General features: G+C 77.1%; 27 protein-coding genes. 12 read left to right on the forward strand and 15 right to left on the reverse strand.

Annotation, left to right across the window (positions count from 1 at the left end; translation table 11 throughout):
- Nucleotides 1-263 precede the first annotated feature (263 nt).
- From SM611_RS32270 to SM611_RS32290, 5 genes are all read left to right on the forward strand, one after another.
- Nucleotides 264-929, forward strand: a complete 666-nt coding sequence (locus SM611_RS32270) for a response regulator (RefSeq protein WP_371954110.1) — start codon at nt 264-266, stop codon at nt 927-929.
- Between the two features lie 54 nt (nt 930-983).
- A complete protein-coding gene (locus tag SM611_RS32275; protein ID WP_371954111.1) occupies nt 984-1,625 on the forward strand; it encodes an RNA polymerase sigma factor in 642 nt (213 codons plus the stop codon).
- Nucleotides 1,622-2,413, forward strand: a complete 792-nt coding sequence (locus SM611_RS32280) for a methylated-DNA--[protein]-cysteine S-methyltransferase (protein WP_371954112.1) — start codon at nt 1,622-1,624, stop codon at nt 2,411-2,413. Before SM611_RS32275 ends, SM611_RS32280 begins: the two co-directional genes overlap by 4 nt.
- Before the next feature lie 132 nt (nt 2,414-2,545).
- Nucleotides 2,546-3,667, forward strand: coding sequence for an NAD-dependent epimerase/dehydratase family protein (locus SM611_RS32285; RefSeq protein ID WP_371954113.1), 1,122 nt, complete (start codon nt 2,546-2,548; stop codon nt 3,665-3,667).
- Nucleotides 3,668-3,773: 106 nt separating this feature from the next.
- Nucleotides 3,774-4,025 carry a hypothetical protein gene (locus SM611_RS32290; protein WP_371954114.1) on the forward strand — a complete coding sequence of 84 codons (252 nt, stop codon included), beginning with the start codon at nt 3,774-3,776 and terminating at the stop codon, nt 4,023-4,025.
- A 104-nt stretch (nt 4,026-4,129) separates the two neighbouring features.
- On the opposite strand, the gene SM611_RS32295 is transcribed toward SM611_RS32290, so the two are convergent.
- The 4 genes from SM611_RS32295 to SM611_RS32310 are packed head-to-tail and all read right to left on the reverse strand — an operon-like array spanning nt 4,130 to nt 7,563.
- Nucleotides 4,130-4,384 carry a CDGSH iron-sulfur domain-containing protein gene (locus SM611_RS32295; protein WP_371954115.1) on the reverse strand — a complete coding sequence of 85 codons (255 nt, stop codon included), beginning with the start codon at nt 4,382-4,384 and terminating at the stop codon, nt 4,130-4,132.
- Nucleotides 4,359-5,093 carry a HemK2/MTQ2 family protein methyltransferase gene (locus tag SM611_RS32300; protein WP_371954116.1) on the reverse strand — a complete coding sequence of 245 codons (735 nt, stop codon included), beginning with the start codon at nt 5,091-5,093 and terminating at the stop codon, nt 4,359-4,361. Before SM611_RS32300 ends, SM611_RS32295 begins: the two co-directional genes overlap by 26 nt.
- On the reverse strand, nt 5,090-6,271 hold the full coding sequence (locus SM611_RS32305) for an iron-containing redox enzyme family protein (protein WP_371954117.1): 1,182 nt from the start codon (nt 6,269-6,271) through the stop codon (nt 5,090-5,092). The genes SM611_RS32300 and SM611_RS32305 overlap by 4 nt, the downstream gene beginning before the upstream one ends.
- Nucleotides 6,268-7,563 carry a carboxylate-amine ligase gene (locus SM611_RS32310; protein WP_371954118.1) on the reverse strand — a complete coding sequence of 432 codons (1,296 nt, stop codon included), beginning with the start codon at nt 7,561-7,563 and terminating at the stop codon, nt 6,268-6,270. The genes SM611_RS32305 and SM611_RS32310 overlap by 4 nt, the downstream gene beginning before the upstream one ends.
- A 177-nt stretch (nt 7,564-7,740) precedes the next feature.
- On the opposite strand from SM611_RS32310, the gene SM611_RS32315 reads away from it, so the two are divergent.
- Together SM611_RS32315 and SM611_RS32320 are read left to right on the forward strand one after the other, a co-directional pair.
- Nucleotides 7,741-8,334 carry a cysteine hydrolase family protein gene (locus SM611_RS32315; protein ID WP_371954119.1) on the forward strand — a complete coding sequence of 198 codons (594 nt, stop codon included), beginning with the start codon at nt 7,741-7,743 and terminating at the stop codon, nt 8,332-8,334.
- A 7-nt stretch (nt 8,335-8,341) separates the two neighbouring features.
- Nucleotides 8,342-9,310 carry a GlxA family transcriptional regulator gene (locus SM611_RS32320; protein WP_371954120.1) on the forward strand — a complete coding sequence of 323 codons (969 nt, stop codon included), beginning with the start codon at nt 8,342-8,344 and terminating at the stop codon, nt 9,308-9,310.
- A gap of 17 nt (nt 9,311-9,327) precedes the next feature.
- Here SM611_RS32320 and SM611_RS32325 read toward each other — a convergent pair whose 3' ends face one another.
- Both SM611_RS32325 and SM611_RS32330 read right to left on the reverse strand, forming a co-directional pair.
- On the reverse strand, nt 9,328-10,098 hold the full coding sequence (locus tag SM611_RS32325) for a sulfite exporter TauE/SafE family protein (protein WP_371954121.1): 771 nt from the start codon (nt 10,096-10,098) through the stop codon (nt 9,328-9,330).
- Nucleotides 10,099-10,435: 337 nt separating this feature from the next.
- Nucleotides 10,436-11,059 (reverse strand): TetR/AcrR family transcriptional regulator, encoded by a 624-nt coding sequence (locus SM611_RS32330; RefSeq protein ID WP_371954122.1) that lies wholly within the window; start codon nt 11,057-11,059, stop codon nt 10,436-10,438.
- A gap of 207 nt (nt 11,060-11,266) precedes the next feature.
- Between SM611_RS32330 and SM611_RS32335 the strand changes: the two genes are divergently transcribed.
- A complete protein-coding gene (locus SM611_RS32335; protein WP_371954123.1) occupies nt 11,267-11,431 on the forward strand; it encodes a hypothetical protein in 165 nt (54 codons plus the stop codon).
- A gap of 9 nt (nt 11,432-11,440) precedes the next feature.
- Here the strand turns inward: SM611_RS32335 and SM611_RS32340 are convergent, their stop codons facing one another.
- Nucleotides 11,441-12,064 (reverse strand): IMPACT family protein, encoded by a 624-nt coding sequence (locus tag SM611_RS32340; protein WP_371954124.1) that lies wholly within the window; start codon nt 12,062-12,064, stop codon nt 11,441-11,443.
- A 52-nt stretch (nt 12,065-12,116) separates the two neighbouring features.
- Here SM611_RS32340 and SM611_RS32345 point away from each other — a divergent pair, with 52 nt between their 5' ends.
- Complete coding sequence (locus SM611_RS32345) at nt 12,117-12,524, forward strand: ester cyclase (protein ID WP_371954125.1); 408 nt, start codon at nt 12,117-12,119, stop codon at nt 12,522-12,524.
- Nucleotides 12,525-12,584: 60 nt separating this feature from the next.
- Here the strand turns inward: SM611_RS32345 and SM611_RS32350 are convergent, their stop codons facing one another.
- Nucleotides 12,585-13,364 carry an HAD-IIA family hydrolase gene (locus tag SM611_RS32350; protein WP_371954126.1) on the reverse strand — a complete coding sequence of 260 codons (780 nt, stop codon included), beginning with the start codon at nt 13,362-13,364 and terminating at the stop codon, nt 12,585-12,587.
- A 178-nt stretch (nt 13,365-13,542) separates the two neighbouring features.
- Here SM611_RS32350 and SM611_RS32355 point away from each other — a divergent pair, with 178 nt between their 5' ends.
- Complete coding sequence (locus SM611_RS32355) at nt 13,543-15,312, forward strand: class I adenylate-forming enzyme family protein (RefSeq protein WP_371954127.1); 1,770 nt, start codon at nt 13,543-13,545, stop codon at nt 15,310-15,312.
- 120 nt (nt 15,313-15,432) lie between these two features.
- On the opposite strand, the gene SM611_RS32360 is transcribed toward SM611_RS32355, so the two are convergent.
- On the reverse strand, nt 15,433-16,008 hold the full coding sequence (locus tag SM611_RS32360) for a TerD family protein (protein ID WP_371954128.1): 576 nt from the start codon (nt 16,006-16,008) through the stop codon (nt 15,433-15,435).
- Nucleotides 16,009-16,518: 510 nt separating this feature from the next.
- Between SM611_RS32360 and SM611_RS32365 the strand changes: the two genes are divergently transcribed.
- Nucleotides 16,519-16,587, forward strand: a complete 69-nt coding sequence (locus SM611_RS32365; RefSeq protein WP_371954189.1) for a hypothetical protein — start codon at nt 16,519-16,521, stop codon at nt 16,585-16,587.
- Between the two features lie 127 nt (nt 16,588-16,714).
- The gene (locus tag SM611_RS32370; protein WP_371954129.1) at nt 16,715-17,671 is read left to right on the forward strand and encodes an SgcJ/EcaC family oxidoreductase; all 957 of its coding nucleotides are present in this window, start codon (nt 16,715-16,717) and stop codon (nt 17,669-17,671) included.
- Nucleotides 17,672-17,849: 178 nt separating this feature from the next.
- On the opposite strand, the gene SM611_RS32375 is transcribed toward SM611_RS32370, so the two are convergent.
- The 6 genes from SM611_RS32375 to SM611_RS32400 are packed head-to-tail and all read right to left on the reverse strand — an operon-like array spanning nt 17,850 to nt 22,662.
- Entirely contained in the window at nt 17,850-19,202 is a 1,353-nt protein-coding gene (locus SM611_RS32375; RefSeq protein ID WP_371954130.1) for a hypothetical protein, read from the reverse strand.
- Nucleotides 19,199-19,615 carry a hypothetical protein gene (locus tag SM611_RS32380; RefSeq protein WP_371954131.1) on the reverse strand — a complete coding sequence of 139 codons (417 nt, stop codon included), beginning with the start codon at nt 19,613-19,615 and terminating at the stop codon, nt 19,199-19,201. The genes SM611_RS32375 and SM611_RS32380 overlap by 4 nt, the downstream gene beginning before the upstream one ends.
- Complete coding sequence (locus SM611_RS32385) at nt 19,612-20,769, reverse strand: molybdopterin-dependent oxidoreductase (RefSeq protein ID WP_371954132.1); 1,158 nt, start codon at nt 20,767-20,769, stop codon at nt 19,612-19,614. The genes SM611_RS32380 and SM611_RS32385 overlap by 4 nt, the downstream gene beginning before the upstream one ends.
- A complete protein-coding gene (locus SM611_RS32390) occupies nt 20,745-21,362 on the reverse strand; it encodes a methyltransferase domain-containing protein (RefSeq protein ID WP_371954133.1) in 618 nt (205 codons plus the stop codon). The genes SM611_RS32385 and SM611_RS32390 overlap by 25 nt, the downstream gene beginning before the upstream one ends.
- The gene (locus SM611_RS32395) at nt 21,359-21,997 is read right to left on the reverse strand and encodes a TIGR04282 family arsenosugar biosynthesis glycosyltransferase (RefSeq protein WP_371954134.1); all 639 of its coding nucleotides are present in this window, start codon (nt 21,995-21,997) and stop codon (nt 21,359-21,361) included. The genes SM611_RS32390 and SM611_RS32395 overlap by 4 nt, the downstream gene beginning before the upstream one ends.
- Nucleotides 21,994-22,662: a glycosyltransferase gene (locus tag SM611_RS32400; protein ID WP_371954135.1), complete on the reverse strand. Its 669-nt coding sequence runs from the start codon at nt 22,660-22,662 to the stop codon at nt 21,994-21,996. Before SM611_RS32400 ends, SM611_RS32395 begins: the two co-directional genes overlap by 4 nt.
- Nucleotide 22,663 lies beyond the last annotated feature (1 nt).

A 22,663-nucleotide genomic window follows, 5' to 3' on the forward strand; every position in this document is an offset into this window, starting at 1 on the left:
CAGGGTGCGGTGGGTGGTGAAGATCGCGGGGCGGGTGCGGGCTGAACTACGGTTGGGCCCGTGACAGCGCCCCCGATGCCGGCCCCGGCACGCCGCCCGCGCGATCTGGCGGGCGGTCCGGCGGGCGGCGCCGCCTTTGGCGGCGGTGCTGGTCGCGGTCGTGCGGATGAGCGTGGCGGCGGTCAGGCCCGTGGACGGTCCGCTGTGGCCGGGCGGGCCGGCGCCGATCGCGGTGGCGCGGTGGAGAGCATGGAGGAGATCGCGTGATCCGGGTGATGCTGGCCGACGACCAGACGCTGGTGCGGGCGGGGTTCCGGTCGATCCTGGAGGGTGAGGACGACATCGAGATCGTCGCCGAGGCCGGGGACGGGGAGCGGGCGGTGGCGCGGGCGGGCGAGCTGCTCCCCGACGTGGTGCTGATGGACGTCCGGATGCCGGTGCTGGACGGGCTGGAGGCGACCCGCCGGATCACCGCCGATCCGCGGCTGGCCGGCGTCCGGGTGGTGATCTTGACGACGTTCGATCTGGACGACTACGTGTACGGGGCGATCAAGGCGGGGGCGAGCGGGTTCCTGGTGAAGGACACCGAGCCGCCGGAGCTGATCCACGGGGTGCGGGTGGTGGCGCGGGGGGACGCGCTGTTGGCGCCGACGGTGACGCGGCGGCTGATCGCCGAGTTCGCGTCCCGGATCACCGCTCCCCCGCCGGCGGTGGAGCTGAACGCGCTGACCGACCGGGAGCGGGAGGTGCTGGAGCTGGTCGCGGCGGGATTGTCGAACGATGAGATCGCCGGGCGGCTGGTGCTGTCGCCGGCGACGGCGAAGACGCACGTCAGCCGTATCCTGGCCAAGCTGGGGGCGCGGGACCGGGCGCAGCTGGTGGTGCTGGCCTACGAGACGGGTGTGATCCGTCCGGGGTGGCTCGGCTGAGCCCGGCGTGCCGGGTGGGCGCAACCGGGTGGGCCGGGCCGGTGTTGAACGGATGTGACGGTTACGGACGAAGCTCTCCCCCGCGCCGGGGCCGCCCGTGCGGAGCCCGCCCGCGACGCGGCGGGCGCGCGGGTGGCGGCGGCGCTGGCGCGGGACCTGGACGCCGGGTTCGCCGACCTGTACGAGGCGTACCGGGGCGCGGTGTTCTCGACCGCGCTGCGGCTGTGCGGGCGGTGGGCCGAGGCCGAGGACCTGTCGGCGGAGGCTTTTCTGCGCGCCTACCGGGCGCTGGCGGGGTACGAGGCGGCGCGGATCGAGGAGCTGCGGCCGCGGGCGTGGCTGCTGGCGATCCTGGCGAACGTGTGGCGCAACAGCCTGCGGTCGGCGGCGCGGCGTCCGGCGGCGGCGCCGATGGAGGAGGCGCCCGAGGCGCCCGATCCGGGTGAGGGCGTGGAGGACGCCGCCGCCCGCCGGGAGACCGGCCGCGAGCTGGCGGAGCTGCTGGCCGAGCTGCCGGAGGCGCAGCGGGCCGCGGTGGTGCTGCGGCATGTGACCGATCTGCCCGTCGCCGAGGTGGCGGCGGTCCTGGACCTGCCGGAGGGCACGGTGAAATCGCACGTCTCCCGTGGGCTGGCGCGGCTGCGCGGGCTGCGCGCCGCGCGGCAGGAGGAACGGCGGGAAGGGGGTCCGCGATGACCGGTGTCGACGCCGCCGGGCGGCCGGACGGCGAGCCGGGCGGGGCGCTGGCGCGGGAGCTGGCGGGGCTGGCGGCCGACGCGCCGCCCGGCCTGCTGGACCGCATCGCCGCGCGGCGGATCCGGCTGCCGGGGCCGCTGGAGGACGGGCCGCTGGCGGGCCTGCAGGTCGCCTTCACCGACCATGGCGTCGCCTACCTGCGCGCCGGGATGGGCGAGCGGGAGTTCGCCGAGGCGTTCCGGGAGCGGTTCGGGCGGCCGCTGCTGCCCGCCGACCGTCCGCCGGCCGGGCTGGTGCCGGCGCTGCGCGGCGGACGGCCGGGCGGCCTGGCGCTGGATCTGCGGGGGCTCAGCGGTTTCGAGGCCGCGGTGCTGGAGGCCGCCGCGCGGATCCCGCGCGGGCAGACCCGCCCGTACGCGTGGGTGGCGCGGCAGGCGGGGCGGCCGAAGGCGGTGCGGGCGGTGGGGTCGGCGCTGGGCCGCAACCCGGTTCCGCTGCTGATCCCCTGCCATCGGGTGACCCGGTCGGACGGGTCGCTGGGCGAGTACGTGTTCGGCGCCGACGCCAAGGAGCGGCTGCTGCGCGCCGAGGACGTGGACGTCGACGAGGCCGCGGAGCTGGCGCGGCGGGGGGTGCGGCTGGTGGGGTCGGACACGACCGGGATCGTGTGCTACCCGACGTGCGGGGACGCGCGGCGGATCGCGCCCGGGCACCGGCGCGGGTTCGGCGGGCTGGCGGCGGCGCTGGCTGCGGGATACCGGCCGTGCCTGCGCTGCCGCCCCGCCTGACCCCGCCCCGCCTCCCCCATCCGTGTGACCCGGCCGTGTGACCCGGCCGTGTGACCCGGCCGTGTGACCCGGCCGTGCGGGCATAGAACGGTGCAGGCCGGGAATGGGCCGTCCACCTGCGGGGACGAGTCCATGCCCGTCCCCGCTCCGAGGACCGCCGACGAGGGGGAGATCGCCATGCGCGTCGTCGTCACCGGCGCCACCGGCAACATCGGGACCAGTACGCTGCGCGCGCTCGCCGGGGACCCGGCCGTCACCGCGGTGATCGGCCTGGCGCGCCGCGTGCCGGGGCCCGGCGCGGAGCGGGAGGCCGATCCGGCCGGCACGGGGAAGATCGAATGGGCGGAGGCCGACGTCACCGACACCGACCTGGTGCCGCTGATGCGCGGCGCCGACGTCGTCGTCCATCTGGCGTGGCTGTTCCAGCCCACCCACCGGCCGGCGGTGACGTGGGACGCCAACGTCGTCGGCAGCAGCCGGGTGTTCGACGCCGTCGCCGAGGCGGGCGTGCCGGCGCTGGTGTACTCCTCGTCGGTCGGCGCCTACTCCCCCGGCCCCAAGGACCGGCCGGTCGACGAGTCGTGGCCGACGCACGGCTGGCCGGGCGCCGCCTACTCCCGGGAGAAGGCCTACGTGGAGCGGCTTCTGGACGTCTTCGAGTCGAATCGGCCGGACTGCCGGGTGGTGCGGATGCGGCCCGGGTTCGTCTTCGAGCGGCAGTCGGCGAGCGAGCAGCGGCGGCTGTTCGCCGGGCCGCTGCTGCCCGGGCGGCTCGCCCGCCCCGGCGGCGTCCCGGTCGTGCCGGACATGCCGGGCCTGCGGATGCAGTTCCTGCACTCGGCCGACGGGGGGCAGGCGTTCCATCTCGCCGTGACGGGCGACGCCCGGGGGGCGTTCAACATCGCGGCCGACCCGGTGATGGACGCGGCGGAGCTCGCCGACCTGCTGGGGGCGCGCACCGTCCGGGTCCCGCAGCGGGGGGTGCGGGCCGCGATCGCCGCGGCGTGGGGCCTGCACCTGGTGCCGGCCTCCCCCGGCCTGTTCGACCTGGCCATGGAGATACCGGTCATGGACACCGGGCGGGCCCGGACCGAGCTGGGCTGGACGCCCCGGCACACCGCACGCGAGGCGTTCACCGAGTTCCTGGACGGCCTGCGCGCCGGTTCCGGGCGCGACACGCCGCCGCTGGCCCCCGGCACGGGCGGGCCGGGCCGCGCCCGCGAGTTCGCCACCGGCGTCGGCCGCAGACCCTGACCCCGCCGGCCGACCCGTTGGCGGCCGGCCGCACCGGACGGCGCCGTCCTGCCGTCCACCGTTCTTCCGTCCACCGCAACGTCCGCGAACATCCGGAGGTCACCCGATGCCGACGATCACTTCCGACCACCTGCACACCCTGCTGGCCTCCACCGACCGCGACGCGGCGCTCGTCGTCGTGGGCGGCCGTGCCACGGTCGTCCCGAACGATCCGAGCCGCGGCGGCGGCCCGGAGGACGCCATGGTGATCACCACGCGGGACGCCGTCATCGCCGAGCTCGACACCGGCGCCAACCAGGAGCGGATCGAGGCCCTGGCGCAGCGCCTTGACGTCGCCCTGGACAGCCTCGGCGGCTGACCCGCCGCGCACCCGCGCCGCCCTGCCGTCGCGCTGCGGGCGGCCGTCCGTACGGCCCTGCGGGGCGGGCCCGGTGCCCGGCCCGCAGGGCCGCGCTCGCGTGCTCAGTCGCGGTTCTCGGCCGCGGTCCTGGTCCGGCGGCGGTGGCTGGTGTCGCAGAACGGGTAGGAGCGGCTGCGGCGGCACGCGCACAGCGCGACCAGCCACCGGTCCGACACGGCCGTGGTGCCGTCCTCCAGGACGACCTCGACCGGGCCCTCCACCAGGACCGGGCCGCCGGGCACCATCCGCACCCGCCGCCGGCCGGTGGCGGGCCGGCTCGCGGGGGCGGGCTCAGGCGGGCTGGTGTTCGCGGGCATGGCCGCCCCCGTCGTCGATGTCGCCGTGCCGCGCGCCGTGCCGCGCGCCGTGCCGGTCGGCGCGCACCACGACGAGGTCCTCGTGCCGCTGCCCCGGCCCCAGCAGGCCCCGTGCCGCCAGCCCGGCCGCGCGGCGCCGCATCACCGGCCCGAACGGCTCCCGATGCCGGGCCACGACCGACGCCCGCATCCCGGCCGAGCGCAGCGACGCCAGTGTCGCCGCCTCGCCGTTCAGCGCCGAGTGCACCAGCAGCAGCGTCCCCGAGGGCGCCAGGTGGTGCGGGGCGAGCGCGCAGATGCGGTCCAGGAGGGCGCGGCCGTCGTGGCCGGCCTCCCATGCGCGGGCGCGTCCGCGGACGGCGGCGGGGTCGGCGTCGCCCGCCACGTACGGGGGGTTGGCGACGATCACGTCGAACACCTCGCCGGCGACGGGGGCGAACAGGTCGCCGCGCAGGACCCGGACCGGCAGGCCGCGCATCCGGGCGTTCGCGCGGGCGGCCAGCACGGCGGTCGCCGACACGTCCACCGCGACGACGTCGCAGCCGGCGCGGGCCGCGGCCAGCGCCACGGCGCCCGTGCCGGTGCCGAGTTCCAGGACCCGGGCGCCGGCCGGGATCCCGGCGCGGGCCAGGGTGCGGGTCAGCGCGTCGGTGAGCAGCGAGGTGTCGGACTGCGGGCGGTACACGCCCGGCGGTCGCAGCAGCATCATGGCCCCTCCTCCTTCGGCTCGCCGTCTCGCCCGGCGGCGGGTGCGTCGGGGGGTGCGTCAGGGGGTGCGTCGGGGAACGGCCGGCGCAGCGCCGGGCGGCCGGCGCGCCAGCGGTCCAGCAGGTGGGCGCCCAGGCGGTCCTCCAGCAGCCCGGTCGCGCGCACGCCCAGCGCGACGTCGGCGGCCAGGCCCGGTTCGTCGGCCAGCAGCGGGCCGATCACGTCGTGGCGCAGGACCTGCTCGTGGACGGCGTCGGCCTCGATGTGCTCGGTGTAGAACAGCAGGGCGCGGGGGCCGGCGCCGAGGCGTTCCATGGCCTGGGCCATTCGCCGCGCGGACGGCGCCGTGGTGATCTCGGCGGCGGCGAAGTGGCCGACCAGGGCGCCGCGCAGCGACCGGTGCAGCCCGAACAGCGACATCATGTTGACCGTCGCGAGCATCTGGGCGGGGGCGGCGTCGACGTAGGCGCCGTAGGAGGGGTCCAGGCCCAGGTCGTCCAGGAGCCCGGCGTACAGGCCCTGGTGGATCATCTCGGGGCGGCCGCCGCCGAACTCGTCGTTCTCGACCGCGACCAGGGCGGTCTTGGCGCGGCCGCGCAGCCGCGGGATGACCCACGCGTGCGGGTCGGCCTCCTTCAGGTGGTACACCGACCGCATCGCGGCGTGCTCGCGGAGCTGCCACGGCTCGGCGTGGTCGCGCAGGTGGTGGGAGACGCCCGTGGAGTCCACCGGTTCGACGAGGAGTTCCCGGAGGGCGCCGTCCACGCCGGCGCCCCCATCGGCGCTCCCATCGGGGCCCGGGGCGGTGTCGCGGCGCAGGGCGGCCAGGAACGCCGTCTCCAGGGCGGCGCGCAGCCGCAGCAGCGCCGGGTCCCATTCCCAGTCGGGGTCGACGCCGGCGAAGCCGCGGTAGTGGAGCTCGTAGCAGGTGTGCAGGGCGAGGTGCAGGTCGTCGCCGTAGGGGTCGGCGGACGCGGTCGCGGCCGTGCCGGGGACGGGGCCGGTGCCCGGGAGGCGGGCCGGGTCGCCGGTGGGCGGGCCGCTCTCCAGGGCAGCGGTCACGGCGTGTGACAGCGGGCCGCGCGGCGGCGGCGGTGCCGGGGGCGCGTCGTGCGGGGCCGGGTCGCGCACGGCCGGGGCGTGCGCGCGGGCCCGGACCGGGGCCTGCGAAGCGGTCATGTGTCCTCCGTCGTGAGGGGTGCGTCCGGCTCCGTTACCCGCTCACACGCGTCCCATACGCCCGGTTTCTCCCCTGGTGCCGCATCGGGTGGCGCGGCGGGCGGGCCAGGGGGGCCGGCCGCCGCGGTCTGCCGCGCCAGCAGGTCCACCGCCGCGCGGGGGCCGCCCCGCCGGGCGGCGCGGCGCTGGCGGTCCGCGCCCGTCCCGGCGCGGCGGACCGCCTCCAGCAGCGCGAGGACGGTGTCCAGGTCGCCGGCGGCGGCCAGCGCGGGGGCGGCGCGGGCGACCAGGTCGTCCACCCTCCGCCACGCCGGGACCGGGCGCCGCGCGACGGGGTCGGTCAGCGTGCCGTCCAGGCCGCGGCGGGCGGCGTTCCACAGCGCCGCCGCGCACAGCTGCGCGTCCGCGCGCGGCGCCTCCCGACCCGCCTCCAGGTCGGCCAGCGCCGCGCCGACCAGGCCCCGCACCAGCGCGGCCTGCAGCAGCGCCTCGTCGGCGGTCGCCGCCGCGTCCGCCGCACGCACCTCCACCGTCGGCCACCGCGGCGACGGCCGCGCCAGCCAGAACGTCATCGCCTCGTCCACCAGGACGCCCGACGCCACCAGCGCCGCGACCCGCGCGTCCCATTCGGCCGCCGACGGCGACCACGGCGGCACCCCCGCCCCCGGGAAGCGCGCCATCTCCACCGCCCGGCGGGCGGCGTAGCCGGTGTCGCGGCCTCGGTCGAACGGCGAGTTCGCCGACAGCGCCAGCAGCACCGGCAGCCAGGGCCGCAGGTGGTTCACCACCGCCACCGCGGTGTCGCGGTCGGGGACGCCGACGTGGACGTGGCAGCCGCACGCCTGGTAGTCCTCCACCACGTCCCCGTAGGCGGCCGCGATCGCGGCGAAGCGGTCGCCGCGCGCGGGCGGCGGCGGGCGGCCGCCCAGCACCGGCGTGCCCGACGCCACCAGCAGCACGCCGGCGTCGCGGGCCGCCGCCGCCAGCCGGGCCCGCCCGAACCGCAGCTGGGCGCCCAGGCCGGCCAGGTCGCGGCACACCCCCGTGGTGGCCTCCACCTGCGAGGTCAGCAGCTCGGCCTGGAACGAGCCGCCCGACTCGGCCCACCGGTGCGCGCCGGCCGCGGCCAGGACGCGTTCGGCGTCCGGGACGCACTCCCCCGACACCGCGTCCACCAGCAGGAACTCCTCCTCCACGCCGACGCTCGCGCCGGGCGCGCGGGCGCCCGCCGCCCGGCGCCCGCCCGTGTGCCGCCCGCCTGTCTGCTGCCTGTCCGTGTGCTGCCCGCCCATGTGGTGTGCCCCCTGATCCGTGCGCGCTCCGTTCCCCGGGGGATGCCCGTCCAGGACGCCCCCTCCCGCCGTCGGCCAAGATCCTTTCCGCGTGCCCTGGGACGGTGACCGGATCGTTCCGCATCGTGCCGTGATGACGCCTGTCGCGCCGGGCGGCGGCGGGCCAGGATCGACCGCATGAACCGTGCGCTTCTCGTCATCGACGTCCAGGAGTCGTTCCGCCGCCGCCCCAACTGGGAGGCGGTGTCGGCGCCCGACATCGCCGCGCGCGCCGCCCGCCTCACCGCGGCGGCCCGCGACGCCGGCGACCTGGTCGTGTGGGTCCTGCACGCCGAGCCCGGCACCGGCGGGGTGTTCGACCCCGACACCGGCCACGTCCGCCTCATGGACGGCCTGGAGCCCGCGCCCGGCGAGCCCGTCCTCACCAAGACCTCGCGGAACGCCTTCACCACCACCGGCCTGCAGCAGCTGCTCACCGCCCGCGGGATCGGCGAGGTGGTGATCTGCGGCATCCAGACCGAGCAGTGCTGCGAGACCACCGCCCGGCTGGCCGCCGACCTCGGCTACCGCGTCACCTTCGTCACCGACGCCACCGCCACCTTCCCCATCGAGCACCGCGATGCCCCGCCCGGCCGGCCGCTCGCGCGGATCCTGGCCGACCCCGCCACCCTGCCCACCGACCAGATCATCGCCCGCACCGAGTACGCCCTGGCCGGGCGATTCGCCGCCATCGCCCGCCTCGACGACCTCGCCCCCACCCCGGTATCATGACCGGATCGTGAACCGCGTCGTCTTCGTGCTCGTCCCGGGCATGCACCTGCTCGACCTCGCCGGGCCCGCCCAGGTGTTCTCGACCGCCGCCGACACCGGCCTGCCCTACCGGCTCGCCTACGTCGCCGACCGGCCCGGCGGGGCCGGGCCGGAGGACGGGCCGGATGACGAGGTGGAGGTGCCGACCGCGCAGGGCCTGCCGGTGCGGGCGCCCGCCGCCTGGCCCGGCCTCACCGCCGCCGACACCGTCCTGGTCCCCGGATGGCGGTGGGGCTCCGGCGCGCCGCACGCCCCGCCGGTGTCCGCCGGCGCCGCCCGCCGCCTGGCCGCCCACCACGCCGCCGGCGGCACCGTCGCGTCCGTCTGCGCCGGCGCGTTCGCCCTCGCCCACGCCGGCCTGCTGGACGGGCGCCGCTGCACCACCCACCACGAGCTGCAGGACGCCCTCGCCCGCCGCCACCCCCGCGCCGCCGTCGTCCGCGACGTCCTGTACGTCACCGACGGCCGCGTCGTCACCTCCGCCGGCATCGCCAGCGGCATCGACCTCGCCCTGCACCTGGTCGCCGCCCGGCACGGCCCCGGCGCCGCCGCCCGCATCGCCCGCGCCATGGTCGTGTACGCGCGCCGCAACGGCGACCAGCCCCAGGCCGGCGCCATGCTCCGGCACCGCGCCCACCTGTCCGACGCGGTGCACCGCGCGCAGGACCTCATCGACGGCGGCTACACCCGTCCCCTCCCCCTGCACCGCCTGGCCGCCGCCGCGGGCGTCAGCGAACGCACCCTCACCCGCCGCTTCGCCGCCGCGACCGGCCTCACACCCCTGCGCTACCAGCAGGAACTGCGGCTGGAGCACGCCGAGCACCTCATCGGGCAGGGCGCCACCGCCGAGGCCGCCGCCCGCGCCGTCGGGTTCACCGACGCCCGCATGCTCCGCCGCCTGCGCGCCCGCGCTCCCGCCTCCCCGCCCCCCTCCTGACACGCCCGGGCGCGGGGTCAGCCGCGCAGCGCCACGTAGGGGGCCAGTACCAGCAGGCACACCACCAGGGCGCCCTTCAGCGCCGCCACCGGGACCGCCCGCGCGATCGCCCACCCCGCCAGCACGCCCGCCAGCTCCGGGACGCCCACCAGCGCCGCCAGCGGCCAGTCGACCGCGCCCGCCGCGACGTACCCGACCGTCCCGATGCCGGCGATCACCACCGACTGGGCCTGCGCCGCCGCCAGCGCCGGCAGCACCGGCATCCCCAGCGCCAGCAGCAGCGGGACGCTCAGCAGCGGCCCCCCGACGCCGAACATCGCGCCGACCACCGCCACCCCCGTCCCCACCGCGACGGCCGCCGGCCACCCCGGCCACCCCGGCTCCCCCGCGGCCTCCCCGCCGCCCGGGCGCCGCCACAGCACCAGCACCGCGACCAGCGCGACGAACGCCCCCAGCAGCACGCCGAACACCCGGCCCGTCACCAGCCCGTTCGTCAGCACGCCCAGCGGCGTCCCCACGACCGCGCCGGCCGCCAGCAGCGCCGCCGTCCGCCCCGTCGAGGCCTCCCGCAGCTGCCCCGACCGCGTGTAGGCGGCCGTGCCGAGCAGTCCCGTCGCGACGTTGGTGACGATCGCCGTCCCCGCCGCCTGCGCCGGCGACAGGTCGGTGAACGCCACCAGCCCCACCGTGATCAGCACCCCGCCCGGCCCCACCGCGGTGATCCCGACACCGGCCGCCACCGCCAGCAGCACCAGCCCCGCGACCACCGCCGGCTCCAGCCCCGTCACCGCCGCGCCGCCCGGAGAACGGGCGGATCCGGTGTGCGGAACCGGCACCCCGGCCCCGGCCGGCCGCGCCCGTTCACAGAGCGTGCCCGCACCGGCGAAGCAGGGCGCTCGATGGCGGCCCCGGGTGTTCCGTCGCCCATGGCCGTCCCGATCACCGCCACCAAACGCTGCTTCCCACCCATGCCAACGGGTTCCTCCAGGTGGACGCGCTCTACCGCGGCAACCGTCGTCTCCCGGGCGAGCTCGGAAATTGTACGTCCGGTCCCCAGCCCGTCCACGGTCTCCTCCGGCCGGGTCCGGGTGCCGCCGACCGGTGAAGCGCCGCGGGCCTCCGCGGCTACGCCTGCCCGGTCGTGGGACCCGGCCGTGTCGGGGTGGGCGGGGGCGGCGTGCCGGGGCGGGGGGCGGCGAGGGCGCCGGACAGGAACAGGGTGGTGACGGCGGCGCTGGCCTCCTCCACGCTCAGGCGGCGGCGGATGACGCGGGACACCACGCCCTCCAGGAGGCTGAAGTACATCTCGGCGAGCGTGTGGACGGGCAGGTCGCCGCGGAACCGGCCGCCGGCGGCGCCGCGCTCGAACACCGCGCGCAGCGTGCCCGCGAGCTGCCGCTCGACGCGGCGGGCCTCCCGCGGCCCCTTCTCGAACAGGCCGAGCGCCCGGTTCCGGCTGGTCGCGGCGATCGTCGCGCGGGTCATCCGGGCGACGGCCTCCTCGATCGGCACCGAGTCCAGGCGGGCGTCCTCCAGCCGGGCCGCCAGGTCGGTCAGCGCGGCCTCGTACAGGGCGCACAGCAGGGCGTCGCGGCTGGCGAAATAGCGGTAGAGCGTCGTGCGCGCGACCCCCGCGGCCCTGGCGATGTCGGTCATGCCCGCGGCGTCGCCGTGCTCGGCCAGCACCCCGGCGGCGACCTTCAGGATCTCCGCCCGCACCTGGTCGCCGGTGACCGTGCCCCTGCTCATCGCGGGAAACAGTACACCGCTCCCGCGGTGCGGGGCGGCCGGTCCGGTCCGCGCGGTGCCGTGCCGCCGACCGGAGGGCCGTGGATCCGCCGTCCCGCCCCGCGTGCGCGACGTGCTGATGATCCGCAGTGACGAGACCGCGGGGCCGATCGCCGGTGGGATGAGGACGGCCCCTTCCGGAGCCGCCAACCTGGGAAGGACACCTGCATGGAAATCGTGTACTCCAAGGACGGCACACGTATCGCCTGCGAGCGGACCGGCGAGGGCCCCGCGCTGGTCCATGTCGGCGGGGCGCTGCGCGTCCTGGACGGCCAGACCCACGACGTCGCGCCCGAGGCGCTCGCGCCCGTCCTGGCGGAGTTCCTCGCCTGACCCGGGCGGTCAGGCCACGGGGACCTCGATGTGTCCGGGCGCGCCGCGCCGCACCCGCGCGCGCCCGGCGGTGGCCCCGGCGGCCCAGGCCTCGAACGCCTCCAGGTCCGCTGCGGGGACGGCGACGTCGGCCTCCACGGCCGTCCCGTAGCGGACGTCGCCGGTCTGGTGTCCGGCGGCGTGCAGGTCGCCCAGGAACCGTCCCGCCAGCGCGTGGTCGACGCGGACGGTGACCGTCACCACCGGGCGCAGCTCCACGATCCCGACCGCGTCGACGGCGCCGGCGACCGCCTGGGAGTAGGCGCGCACCAGGCCGCCCGCGCCGAGCTTGACCCCGCCGAAGTAGCGGGTGACGACCGCGGCCGTGCCGGTCAGGCCGCGCCGCACCAGCACCTCCAGCATCGGGACGCCCGCCGTCCCGGCCGGTTCGCCGTCGTCGCTGCTCTTGGTGATCTCGCCGTGCTCGCCGACCACGTAGGCGGTGCAGTTGTGGGTGGCGTCGCGGTGCGCGCGCCGGTGCGCGGCGATGAACGCCGCGGCCTCGGCCTCGTCGGCGACGCGGGCGAGCGTGCACACGAACCGGGACCTGCGGATCTCCAGTTCGTGCGAGCCGCCGCGTCTGATCATGCGCATGACGTCTCCGAGTCTATGTTTGGCGCGGTGCGCGGCCGGTCACCTTGGGGGCATGGACGCATTGGACGGGCTGTACCGGCGGTGGCTGTTCGAGGTGTGGGCGGGCGACCCGGCCGTCGCACGGGAGATCCTCGCCCCCGGCTTCACCGGGCACTGGCCGGACCTGGAGGTGCACGGCCCGGACGAGGCGGCCGAGCAGGTCCGCCGCTCGCACGCCTACTTCGCCGACGTCCGCACCACCCTGGACGCGGGCCCGGTCGTCGGCGACGGGATGGTCGCCGCCGCGTGGAGCTTCCACGGCGCGTACCGGGGCGGCATCCCGGGGGCGACCGCCGCGCCCGGCACGCGGGTGTCGTTCCGCGGGCAGGACCTCTTCCGGGCGCGGGACGGCCGGTTCACCGAGTACTGGGTCGTGTCGGACGCGCTCGGCATGATGACCGCGCTCGGCGCCCTCGGCTGACCGGCCCCGCCCCGCGCTCCCCGGTCCACCCGCGTACCGGCGCACCCGTGCACCCGCGGATCAGACGAGGTCGATGAGGTCGGCGATCGAAGGGACGACGCGGCTCGGGCGGAACGGGAACCGGGCGATCTCCTCCTCGCGGGTCACGCCGGTCAGGACCAGGATCGTCTCCAGCCCGGCCTCGATGCCGGCGACGACGTCGGTGTCCATCCGGTCGCCGATCATGGCGGTGCACTCGCTGTGCCCGCCGACGACGTTCAGCGCCGTCCGCATCATCAGCGGGTTGGGCTTGCCGACGAAGTAGGGCTCCACGCCGGTCGCGCGGGTGATCATCGCGGCGACCGCGCCGCACGCGGGCAGCGACCCCTCCGGCGACGGCCCGACCGGGTCGGGGTTGGTCGCCACGAACCGGGCGCCGCCCTCGATCAGCCGGATCGCGCGGGTGATCTGGGAGAAGCTGTAGGTGCGGGTCTCACCGAGCACGACGTAGTCGGGGTCGATGTCGGTGAGGACGAAGTCGGACTGGTGCAGCGCCGTGGTCAGCCCCGCCTCCCCGATCACGTACGCCGAGCCGCCGGGCCGCTGGTCGGCCAGGAACCGGGCGGTGGCCAGCGCGGACGTCCAGATCGACTCGGCGGGCACCTGCAGGCCGGCCGCCGCGAGCCGGGCCGACAGGTCCCGGCGGGTGTAGATCGAGTTGTTGGTGAGGACGAGGAACGGGGTGCCGGACGCCGACAGCCGGCGGATGAACTCCTCGGCGCCGGGCACGGGGCGGCCCTCGTGGACCAGGACCCCGTCCATGTCCGACAGCCAGTACTCGATCGGCCTGCGTTCCGTCATGCCCCCATTGTCGCAGGTGGGGATCTTCGCTCGGGCCGCCCGCGCCGGGCGCCCGACGCGGCCGGGGACGTTGACCTGCACGTGATGTGGATCATAGATTTTCGGCACGGCGCACCCGAATCGTGTTCGGCGGTCCGGCCGCGCGGCGGGCGCGCCGACACCCCGCAGGAGGCGCGAAGTGCAGGACCCCGAAGTGCAGGACCCCGAAGTGCAGGACCCCGAAGTGCAGGACCCCGAAGTGCAGGCGGGCGGCGGCGGGCTGCCGGGCATCGCCGAGGTCAGGGCGGCGATGACGGCGCCCGGGCGGCTGTTCGAGATGGACGAGGCCGACATCCGCGGCGTCCGCACCCGGGTGTGGAAGAACGCCCCGGCCACCCTCCGCGACATCCTGGAGATCTCCCGCGCCCACGGCGACGCCGACTTCCTCGTCTACGAGGGCGACCGCCTCACCTTCGCCCGCCACTACGCGGCCGCCGCCGCGTTCGCGCGGCGCCTCATCGACCGGTACGGGGTGGCCAAGGGCGACCGGGTCGCGATCGCGATGCGCAACTATCCCGAGTGGTCGGTGGCGTTCTTCGGCGCCGCCGTCGCCGGCGCGGTCGTGGTGCCGCTGAACGCCTGGTGGACGGCCGGGGAGCTGGAGTACGGGCTGGCCGACAGCGGCGCCAAGGTGCTCGTCGCCGACGCCGAGCGCGCCGCGAGGCTGGCCGGTGTGCTGCCGGACCTGGGCGTCGCCTGCCTGGTCACCCGCCCCGACGGGCCCCTCCCGGACGGCGCGGAGCCGTTCGCCGGCGTCCCCGGCGACCCCGGCGACCCGGCCGCGGCGTCCCTGCCCGACGTGGCGATCGACCCCGACGACGAGGCCACCATCTTCTACACCTCGGGCACCACCGGGCGCCCCAAGGGCGCCCTCGGCACGCACCGCAACATCACCACCAACCCCGTCAGCCTCGCCTACGGGATCATGTCGGCGGGGGTCCGCGCCGGCCGGACGATCGAGGAGCTGACCGCGCCGCAGCCGCGGGTGACGCTGCTGAGCGTCCCGTTCTTCCACGCCACCGGCTGCCATTCGGTGCTGGTGACCAGCGCGCTGCAGGGCGGCACCGTGGTGCTGATGTACAAGTGGGACGTCCGCAAGGCGCTGGAGCTGATCGAGCGGGAGCGGGTCACCGGGTTCGGCGGCGTCCCCACCATGGCGTGGCAGGTGCTGACCTCCCCCGACTTCGGCGACTACGACACCTCCAGCCTCACCGGCGTCAGCTACGGCGGCGCCCCCGCCGCGCCCGCCCTCGTCGACAAGATCAGGGAGCGGCTCCCCGAGCGGGTGCCCGGCAACGGCTACGGGCTGACCGAGACCTCGTCGGTCACCACCTACAACGGCGGCGTCAACTACCTGGAGCGGCCCGAGAGCGTCGGCCCGCCCGTCGCGGTCTGCGACGTCAAGGTCGTCGGCCCGGACGGGGACGAGCTGACGGCCGGCGAGGTCGGCGAGTTGCTGATCAAGGGGCCCAACGTCATCAAGGGGTACTGGAACAAGCCCCAGGCGACCGCCGACGCGTTCGTGGACGGCTGGTTCCACAGCGGCGACCTGGCCCGCCTGGACGCCGACGGGTTCGTCTACATCGTCGACCGCGCCAAGGACATGCTCATCCGCGGCGGCGAGAACATCTACTGCGCCGAGGTCGAGGCCGCCCTCTACGAGCACCCGGCGGTCGCCGACTGCGCCGTCATCGGCGTCCCCCACGAGGTCCTCGGCGAGGAGGTCGGCGCGGTAATCGTGGCGCGCCCCGGCGCGAAGGTCGCCGCGGACGAGGTCCGGGCGTTCCTGGGCGAGCGGATCGCGGCGTTCAAGGTGCCCGCCCACCTGTGGTTCCGCGACGAACCGCTCCCCCGCAACCCCGGCGGCAAGATCCTCAAGACCCGGCTGCGGGAGGAGCTGCTGCCCTGACCCGTCCGGGCCCGGCCCCGTCCGGGCCCGGCCTCGGACGCGCCCGGACGCGCGGCGGGGCGCCCCGGAGGACCGGGACGCCCCGCAAGGCCCTGAAGGGGGACGCTCAGATGTCCGGCCTCAGACGTTCACGCCGAAGTCGGAGGCGATGCCCGACAGGCCCGAGGCGTAGCCCTGGCCCACCGCGCGGAACTTCCACTCGGCGCCGTTGCGGTACAGCTCGCCGAACACCATGGCGGTCTCGGTCGAGGCGTCCTCCGACAGGTCGTAGCGCGCGATCTCGCTGTTGTCGGCCTGGTTCACCACGCGGATGAACGCGTTGCGGACCTGCCCGAAGTTCTGCTGGCGGCTGTCGGCGTCGTAGATCGACACCGGGAACACGATCTTGGCGACCTCGGCCGGGACGGTGCTGAGGCTGACCTTGACCTGCTCGTCGTCGCCCTCGCCCTCACCGGTGAGGTTGTCGCCGGTGTGCTCGACCGAGCCGTCGGGGCTCTTGAGGTTGTTGAAGAACACGAAGTGCTGGTCCGACAGCACCTTGTTCTCCGCCGAGACCAGCAGGGCGCTGGCGTCGAGGTCGAAGTCGGTCCCGGTGGTGGTCCGCACGTCCCAGCCCAGACCGACCACGACGGCGGTCAGTCCGGGAGCCTCCTTGGTCAGCGAGACGTTGCCGCCCTTGCTCAGACTGACTCCCACTGTTGTCTACCTCCGTATCGGGACTGCGGGTGGGTCACCCGCGATCGGCCTGTCTTACATGAACGGTAGCCACCCCGCGCCGGTTCCCCCGGCTCCTTGGCGAATTCGCGGCGTGGCGTGCCGTTTCGTCCGATCCCGGCGCCCGGCCCCGGGCGCGGAGGGTGCGGTCACAGGCCGGGCAGGAACACGGCGGGCGCGGTGACGGGGGCGGTGGCGAGGATCTCCAGGACGACGCGGTCGGGGCAGGCCTCGGCGGTCCGCGCGGCCAGCGCGAGGTTGCCGTTCCAGGCGGCGAACGCGTCGTCCCCGGCGCCGAGAGCGGCCGCGACCCGCCCGGCGAGCCGGTCGCGCATCCGGCGTTCGGCGTCGCGCGCCAGGAACAGCCACACCGCCGGGGATCGCGGGTCGCCGCCATCGGGCGGGCCCGCCTCGGGCTCGGGCGGGACGTAGCGGTCCCGGCCGACCAGGGCGCCCACGCGGTGGGACGGCCGGCTCGCGCCCGGCGACCTGGTGCTGCTCGCCGGGTTCGGCGCGGGCGTGACCTGGGGCCACACCGTCTTCCCCTGGCCGCCCGCCTGACCGGCGCGCGAGGCCACTACATGCCTTGCCAGTTATATGCGGTGAGGGTTATGTTCTGGGAGGGGCGCGGACGGGCGTGCCCGCCCGCGCCCCCGGGCATGACCGAACCGAGGAAGGCGGGGCGAGGATGGACACCGGCGACACCGGCGACGGCACGGCCGACCAGCGCGGCGGGCGCACCCTGCTGCGCTTCGAGCGCCGCCTGCGCCACCCGCCCGAACGCGTCTGGCGCGCCCTCACCGACCCCGCCGAGCTGTCGGCGTGGCTGGCCGAGGCCGTCCTGGAACCCGCCGCGGGCGGCGCGTTCGAGCTGCGCTGGCTCAACGCCGGCGACGCCGCCGAGCAGACCACCGCGCGCGGCACCGTCACCGCGTTCGACCCGCCGCGCCTGCTGGAACTGGACTCCGACGTCCACGGCGTCCTGCGCTGGGAGCTCTCCCCGATCCCCGACGGGACGCGCCTGGTGTTCACCAGCGACGTCCGGCTGCCCGGCGAGTACCTGGTCCAGACCCTGGCCGGCTGGCACCTGCACCTGGACTACCTCGCCGAGGCCCTGGACGGCGCCCGCGTCGACTGGGCGAACTGGACCACCGCCCGCTGGCAGGTCCACCACGACCGCTACGCCGCGCGCCTGGGCGCCCTGGACGCCGTCCGCGCGCTGCACCGCCGGATCCTGGACGGCTGGAACGCCCGCGACGGCGCCGCGTTCGCCGCGCCGTTCCGCGACGACGGCGAGACCATCGGGTTCGACGGCAGCCTGCACGCCGGCCGCGAGCGCATCGCCGCCCAGATGGACCGGATCTTCGCCGACCACGAGACGGCCCGCTACGTCGCCGCCGTCCGGGACGTGCGGCTCATCGCGCCCGGCGCCGCCGTCCTGCGCGCCGTCGCCGGGATGGTCCCGCCGGGCGCCGCCGACGTGGCACCGGCCGCCAACGCGGTGCAGACGCTCACCGCGTCGCAGCTCATGGGCGAGTGGAAGGTCGCGCTGTTCCAGAACACCCCGGCCGCCTACCACGGCAGGCCCGAGGAGGCCGAGGCGCTGACCGCCGAACTCCGCGCGATCCTGCACGAGCACACCTGACCACACTGTCAGCGCTTGAGGGAGTGCAGCAGTTCGCGGGTTTCGGGGCGGCGGTCCCAGGCGATGGCGGCGGCATCGCGCTCCACGCGGGCTCCAGCACCAGCGTCACGACGGCGCCGGCCCGACCGGCGGGTTCTTCGACGACGCCGGCCCCGGCGGCCCGCCGCCTGGTAGGGGGTCACCAGGGCGACAGGACGAGCGCCTGGACGGCGAGCGCGGTCGCCGCCTGCGCCGCCAGCCACGGCCGCGCGGCGGGCCGCCGCAGGGACGCCGCGACGACCAGCCACGCCGCGAACGGCACCCAGATCCGCTCGACCTCGCCGCGCGTCACCCCGGACAGGTCCAGCACGAGCACCCCCGCAAGCGCCGCGCACGCCAGCACCGCGGCCGGAGACGCGGCCCGCTCCCGGGTCGCCAGGCGCAGCGCGGCGGGCAGGGCGCGGGCGGTCGCCGGGCCGGTCAGCAGCCCCAGCACCGCCACGTTGGCCAGCAGGAAGTAGGCGTAGGGGCGCTGCGCGGATCCGCGGCTGACCAGGTAGGTGTCGAAAGTGGCGCGGACGCCGTCGGGCCACCAGAACCCCAGCGCGGTGAACGCGGCCGGGACCACGAGCAGGCCCGCGCCCAGCGCCGCGAGCGCCGCGGCCCTGGGCCGGGTCAGCAGCAGCACCGCCAGCGGCACGGCGAACAGCGGCAGCAGCCCGTAGCTGAGGTAGGGCAGGCACCCCAGCAGCAGCCCGCCCGCCCCGGCCGGGACGGCGGCGCGCCACCCGGCCCGGCGGGCGGCCAGCGCCAGCAGCGCCGTGCCCCAGGCGCCCACGGCCAGGAAGAACGCGTCCATCGCCGTCGCGATCCACACCGCCAGCGGCGCCAGGGCGAGGAACGGCACGGCCGCGCGCGCCGCGCGCTCACCCGCCGCGCACCGCACCGTGACGGCGATGGCGGCGGCCGCGGAGGCGCCCGCCGCGATCACCAGCGCCGCCGCCGGGCCGGTGCCGCCGAGCCCGGCCTTCTCCAGCGCCCACAGCACCAGCACCGGCAGCGGCGGATGCCCCCGCACGTGCGTGGTGTAGCCGCCGAGCCGCTCGGTGAACGTCCGCAGCCACTCCAGCGGGTCGGGGCGCAGCTGCGCCAGGCCGGCCGGGTACTCGGTCGGCGCGTCCAGCGGGGCGGCGACCGCGTCCCGTCCGTCGCTCACCGCGAGCGCCACCGCCCATGCCGCGGCGGCCGCCCAGGCCAGCAGGGGCACCGCCCGCCAGGGCAGCCGCGCCGCGAGCGGCGGCAGCGCCGCCACGGCCGCCGCCGCGAACGCCGCAGCGGGCAGCATCTGCCATGTCAGGGGCCGCTCCCGTGCCCGCGCGTGCAGCGGGGGCAGCGGGTCCTCGGTCTCCAGGCCGGCGCGGCGCAGGTACCAGCCGGCGGCGAACGCCGCCGCGATCCCGGCGGCCCACACCGCGACCGCGACCCATCCGGCCCGTCCGGTCCGGGCGCGCCGCTGCGTCCCGGCGCGGCTCCGCTCGCCGGTGAGGGTCACCGCTCCCGCCCCCTGCGGCCGGCGATGAGGCGCGCCGCGGCCGCCGCGGCGGCGACGGCGGTGATCGCGGCCAGGACGAGCGCGAGGTTGCGGCCGTAGGGCAGCGGGAGGCGCGACGGCTCGTCGGCGCGGCGCCCGTACCCGAGGACGAGCGGGAGCGCGATCGCGGTGACGCAGCCGCCGATGATCAGCGCGGCCCGCGCGATGCGCCGGTACGGGCCCGGCAGCCGCCCGGTGGCCAGGCCCGCGAGCAGGACCGCCGGGACCAGCACGCCGTCGTGCAAGACCGCCGCCCCCGCGAACCACGCCGCCCATCTGGCGACCGGGACGTCGGCGGCGACGCCGCCGAGCCCGAGGCCGATGAGCGCCAGCCCGGCCGCGTACGCCGCGCCGACCCCCATCCGGGCCTTCACGACACCACCAGCCGGTGCACCCATTTGGTCTGCATGACCCCGGGGCGGTTCGGCGCGATCAGCCGGCAGGGGTGGCCGTGGTCGAGGGCCAGGGGCGCGCCGTTCATGCCGAGGGCCAGCAGTGTCAGCGGGTCGTGCCAGTGCGGCGGGTCGACCCGCGAGGAGCGGTAGAGGCCGCCGCGCTGCAGCGACTCCACCCGCACCCGCGCGTCGCCGGCGACGCCGGCGAGGCGCAGGACGTCCCGCAGCCGCACGCCGTGCCAGTCCGCCTCCACGCTCCACCCCTCGACGCACGCGATGGGCAGCCGCGCGGTGCGCTGGGGCAGGGCGCGCAGGTCGGCCAGTGACAGGGTGACCTCGCGGTCGACGCGGCCGGTCACGGTGAGCCGCCAGCGGGGGTCGCGGGCCGCCGCGGTGACGCCGGTCGCGGCGGCCGACTTGTTGACCGGGACGTCCTGCGGCCCGGTGCCGGGACGGCGCGGCGCCAGCACCGCCAGCGGCGCCAGCGGGGTGACCGCCTCCCCCACCGTGGTCAGCGCGATGGCGCCGCCCGCGCCGGCGACGGTGAGCAGGAACCCGCGGCGGCCCACCGCGTCCCGCGGCCGGGTCATCACGGTCCTGCGCGCCTTGCCACCCTCGTTGGCGACGTGGATGACGAGCGACCCGATGAGAATGTAGGCGGTCCAGTAGTGCGCGGTGGTGAAGTAGAACCGGAACACGTACCAGTAGGCGATGTTCAGCACGCCGGTGACGAACTGGAACAGCGCGGCGCCGACCAGGACGAACACCAGCAGCCGCTGCACGGCGTGGCCGATCGAGCGGACCGGCGGCCACTGCCACAGCTTCGGGTAGACCGTCCACAGCTTGGCCAGCAGCAGCGGCACCGTCGCCAGGCCGCCGATGACGTGGACGCCCTGGGTGACCCGGTACAGGTTCACCGGCCGCGACGGCCACCGCATCCAGCCGGCCGGCTGCTGCATGAAGTGGCTGACCAGCCCCGTCCCGAACGAGACCAGGACGGCGGCGCCGAGGGCGATGCCGAGCCAGGACGCGACCCGCTCGTCGTGCAGCCGGCTGGTGAACCGCTCCGGCAGGCCCGTGACCAGCGCGGGCGGTTTCAGCGCGGGTTTCAGTGACGCAGGGCGACGAACCACCGTCCCGCCTCCTCCCACAGCTCGGTGACGGTCGCGGCGCAGCCGGCGGCGAGCGCGGCGGCGGCGTCGGCGGACACGTGCGCCCAGGTGAACCATTCGCCGACCGCGCGGCCCGACCGCAGCCGCAGCGGCTCGACGCGGGACGCGGCGCCGGGCGGGTCGACCTCGACGAGGGCGCGGCCGCCGGGGGCCAGCAGCGCCAGGACGCGGCGCAGCAGCGCGGCGGGGTCGCCGCCGATGCCGATGTTGCCGTCGGCGAGCAGCACGGTGCTCCAGCGCCCGGCGCCGGGGACGCGGCCGAACACGTCCCGGCACAGGGCGGGGCCGCCCGCCGCGACGGTCAGCGCGACCGCGGCGGGCGCCAGGTCGATGCCGAGGACGGGGACGCCGCGGCGGGCGAGCGCCACGGTGAGGCGGCCCGGCCCGGAGCCGACGTCCAGGGTGGCGCCGGCGCAGCGGTCCAGCAGCCCGGCGTCGCCGGGCCGGGCCGCGAGCCAGTCCTGGACGGGCAGGGGGCGGCGGCGGCCGTCGGCGTGCTCGATCTCCACGGGGGCGCGCCCGCGCAGCGCCTCCTCGTACAGTTCGCCGATCATGCCGGGACGGTCCTGAACCCGAGGCCGCGCAGGGTGGCGGCGAACCGCCCGCCGGCGGCGAGCGCGGCGACGGCGTGCGCGTCGGCGGGGGTGTCGACGTCGGTCAGCTCGGGCAGCAGCCCGACGTCCAGGCCGGCGCCGCGCAGCCGCGCGAGCTGGACGGCGCCGGTGTCGGGCCGCGACATCGGGACCCCGCGCAGCAGCCGCGCGTCGGGGCGGCGCAGCCCGAGCAGCCAGAACCCCCCGTCGGACGCGGGCCCGAACACCGCGTCGCGGCGCCCGAGCTCGCGGGCGGCGCGGGCCAGGAGCGCGGGCGTGACCTGCGGGGTGTCCATGCCGATGAGGACCAGGGGGCGGCCCGCCCACGCGTCGTCGAACGCGGCGGCCAGGCGCTCGTCCAGGCCGCCGCCGCGCTGGGCGGCGACGGCGAACCCGGCGGGCAGCCACGGGCCGGGTGTGCCGGCGAGCGCGAGGGTCCGCCGCCGGGCCGGGGCGGCGGCGGCCGCGGCGAGGGTGTCGCGCAGCGCCGCCTCGGCGAGCGCGGCGGCCTCGGCCGGGGTGTAGGCGGGCGTCAGGCGGGTCTTGACCCGCCCGGGCACGGGCTCCTTGGCGATGACGATGAGGTCGGCGGTCATCGGCCGGCCTCGGCGAGGACGCGGCGCATGTCGCGGACGGCGCGGACCGTCCCGGGCAGGGTCCCGGTGACCTTGGAGTCGCCGGTGCGGGGACGGTAGGCGACGTCGATCTCGCCGATCCGCCAGCCGGCGGACGCGGCGCGCAGCACCATCTCCAGCGGGTACCCGAACCGGCGGTCGCGCAGGCCGAGGGCGAGGAGCGCGTCGCGGCGGGCGGCGCGCATGGGGCCGAGGTCGTGCAGGCGGGTGCCGGCGCGGCGGTTGAGGGAGCGGGCCAGGACGGCGTTGCCGAGGCGGGCGTGCGGCGGCCACGCGCCGCGCCCCGACGGCCGCCGCCGTCCCAGCACCAGGCCCGTCGCGCCCGCCGCCTGGATCGCGGCGAGCGCGGCGGCCAGGCGGGGCAGCTCGGCGGGGTCGAGGGAGGCGTCGGCGTCCATCACGCACACGACCTCGGTCTCGGCCGCCGCCAGCCCGGCGTGGCAGGCGGCGCCGAAGCCGCGGTCGGGGGCGGGGACGACGCGGGCGCCGTGGTCCGCGGCGACGCGCGCGGAACCGTCGGTGGAGGCGTTGTCCACCACCAGGGGCCGGAAGCCGTCCGGCATCCGGGTCAGCACCCAGGGCAGCGCCTCGGCCTCGTTGAGGCACGGGAGAACGACATCGATCACG

Source organism: Actinomadura monticuli (genome assembly GCF_041463655.1).
GTDB lineage: Bacteria > Actinomycetota > Actinomycetes > Streptosporangiales > Streptosporangiaceae > Spirillospora > Spirillospora monticuli.

Excerpts from the sequence above, each read along its gene's own strand:
- SM611_RS32340 (WP_371954124.1), bottom strand. The coding sequence starts at position 12,064 with ATGCGCATGATCAGACGCGGCGGCTCGCACGAACTGGAGATCCGCAGG.
- SM611_RS32315 (WP_371954119.1), top strand. The coding sequence starts at position 7,741 with ATGAACCGTGCGCTTCTCGTCATCGACGTCCAGGAGTCGTTCCGCCGC.
- SM611_RS32285 (WP_371954113.1), top strand. The coding sequence starts at position 2,546 with ATGCCCGTCCCCGCTCCGAGGACCGCCGACGAGGGGGAGATCGCCATG.
- SM611_RS32310 (WP_371954118.1), bottom strand. The coding sequence starts at position 7,563 with ATGGGCGGGCAGCACACGGACAGGCAGCAGACAGGCGGGCGGCACACG.
- SM611_RS32345 (WP_371954125.1), top strand. The coding sequence starts at position 12,117 with ATGGACGCATTGGACGGGCTGTACCGGCGGTGGCTGTTCGAGGTGTGG.
- SM611_RS32300 (WP_371954116.1), bottom strand. The coding sequence starts at position 5,093 with ATGATGCTGCTGCGACCGCCGGGCGTGTACCGCCCGCAGTCCGACACC.
- SM611_RS32280 (WP_371954112.1), top strand. The coding sequence starts at position 1,622 with ATGACCGGTGTCGACGCCGCCGGGCGGCCGGACGGCGAGCCGGGCGGG.
- SM611_RS32290 (WP_371954114.1), top strand. The coding sequence starts at position 3,774 with ATGCCGACGATCACTTCCGACCACCTGCACACCCTGCTGGCCTCCACC.
- SM611_RS32330 (WP_371954122.1), bottom strand. The coding sequence starts at position 11,059 with ATGAGCAGGGGCACGGTCACCGGCGACCAGGTGCGGGCGGAGATCCTG.
- SM611_RS32370 (WP_371954129.1), top strand. The coding sequence starts at position 16,715 with ATGGACACCGGCGACACCGGCGACGGCACGGCCGACCAGCGCGGCGGG.
- SM611_RS32395 (WP_371954134.1), bottom strand. The coding sequence starts at position 21,997 with ATGACCGCCGACCTCATCGTCATCGCCAAGGAGCCCGTGCCCGGGCGG.
- SM611_RS32350 (WP_371954126.1), bottom strand. The coding sequence starts at position 13,364 with ATGACGGAACGCAGGCCGATCGAGTACTGGCTGTCGGACATGGACGGG.
- SM611_RS32390 (WP_371954133.1), bottom strand. The coding sequence starts at position 21,362 with ATGATCGGCGAACTGTACGAGGAGGCGCTGCGCGGGCGCGCCCCCGTG.
- SM611_RS32295 (WP_371954115.1), bottom strand. The coding sequence starts at position 4,384 with ATGCCCGCGAACACCAGCCCGCCTGAGCCCGCCCCCGCGAGCCGGCCC.
- SM611_RS32335 (WP_371954123.1), top strand. The coding sequence starts at position 11,267 with ATGGAAATCGTGTACTCCAAGGACGGCACACGTATCGCCTGCGAGCGG.
- SM611_RS32305 (WP_371954117.1), bottom strand. The coding sequence starts at position 6,271 with ATGACCGCTTCGCAGGCCCCGGTCCGGGCCCGCGCGCACGCCCCGGCC.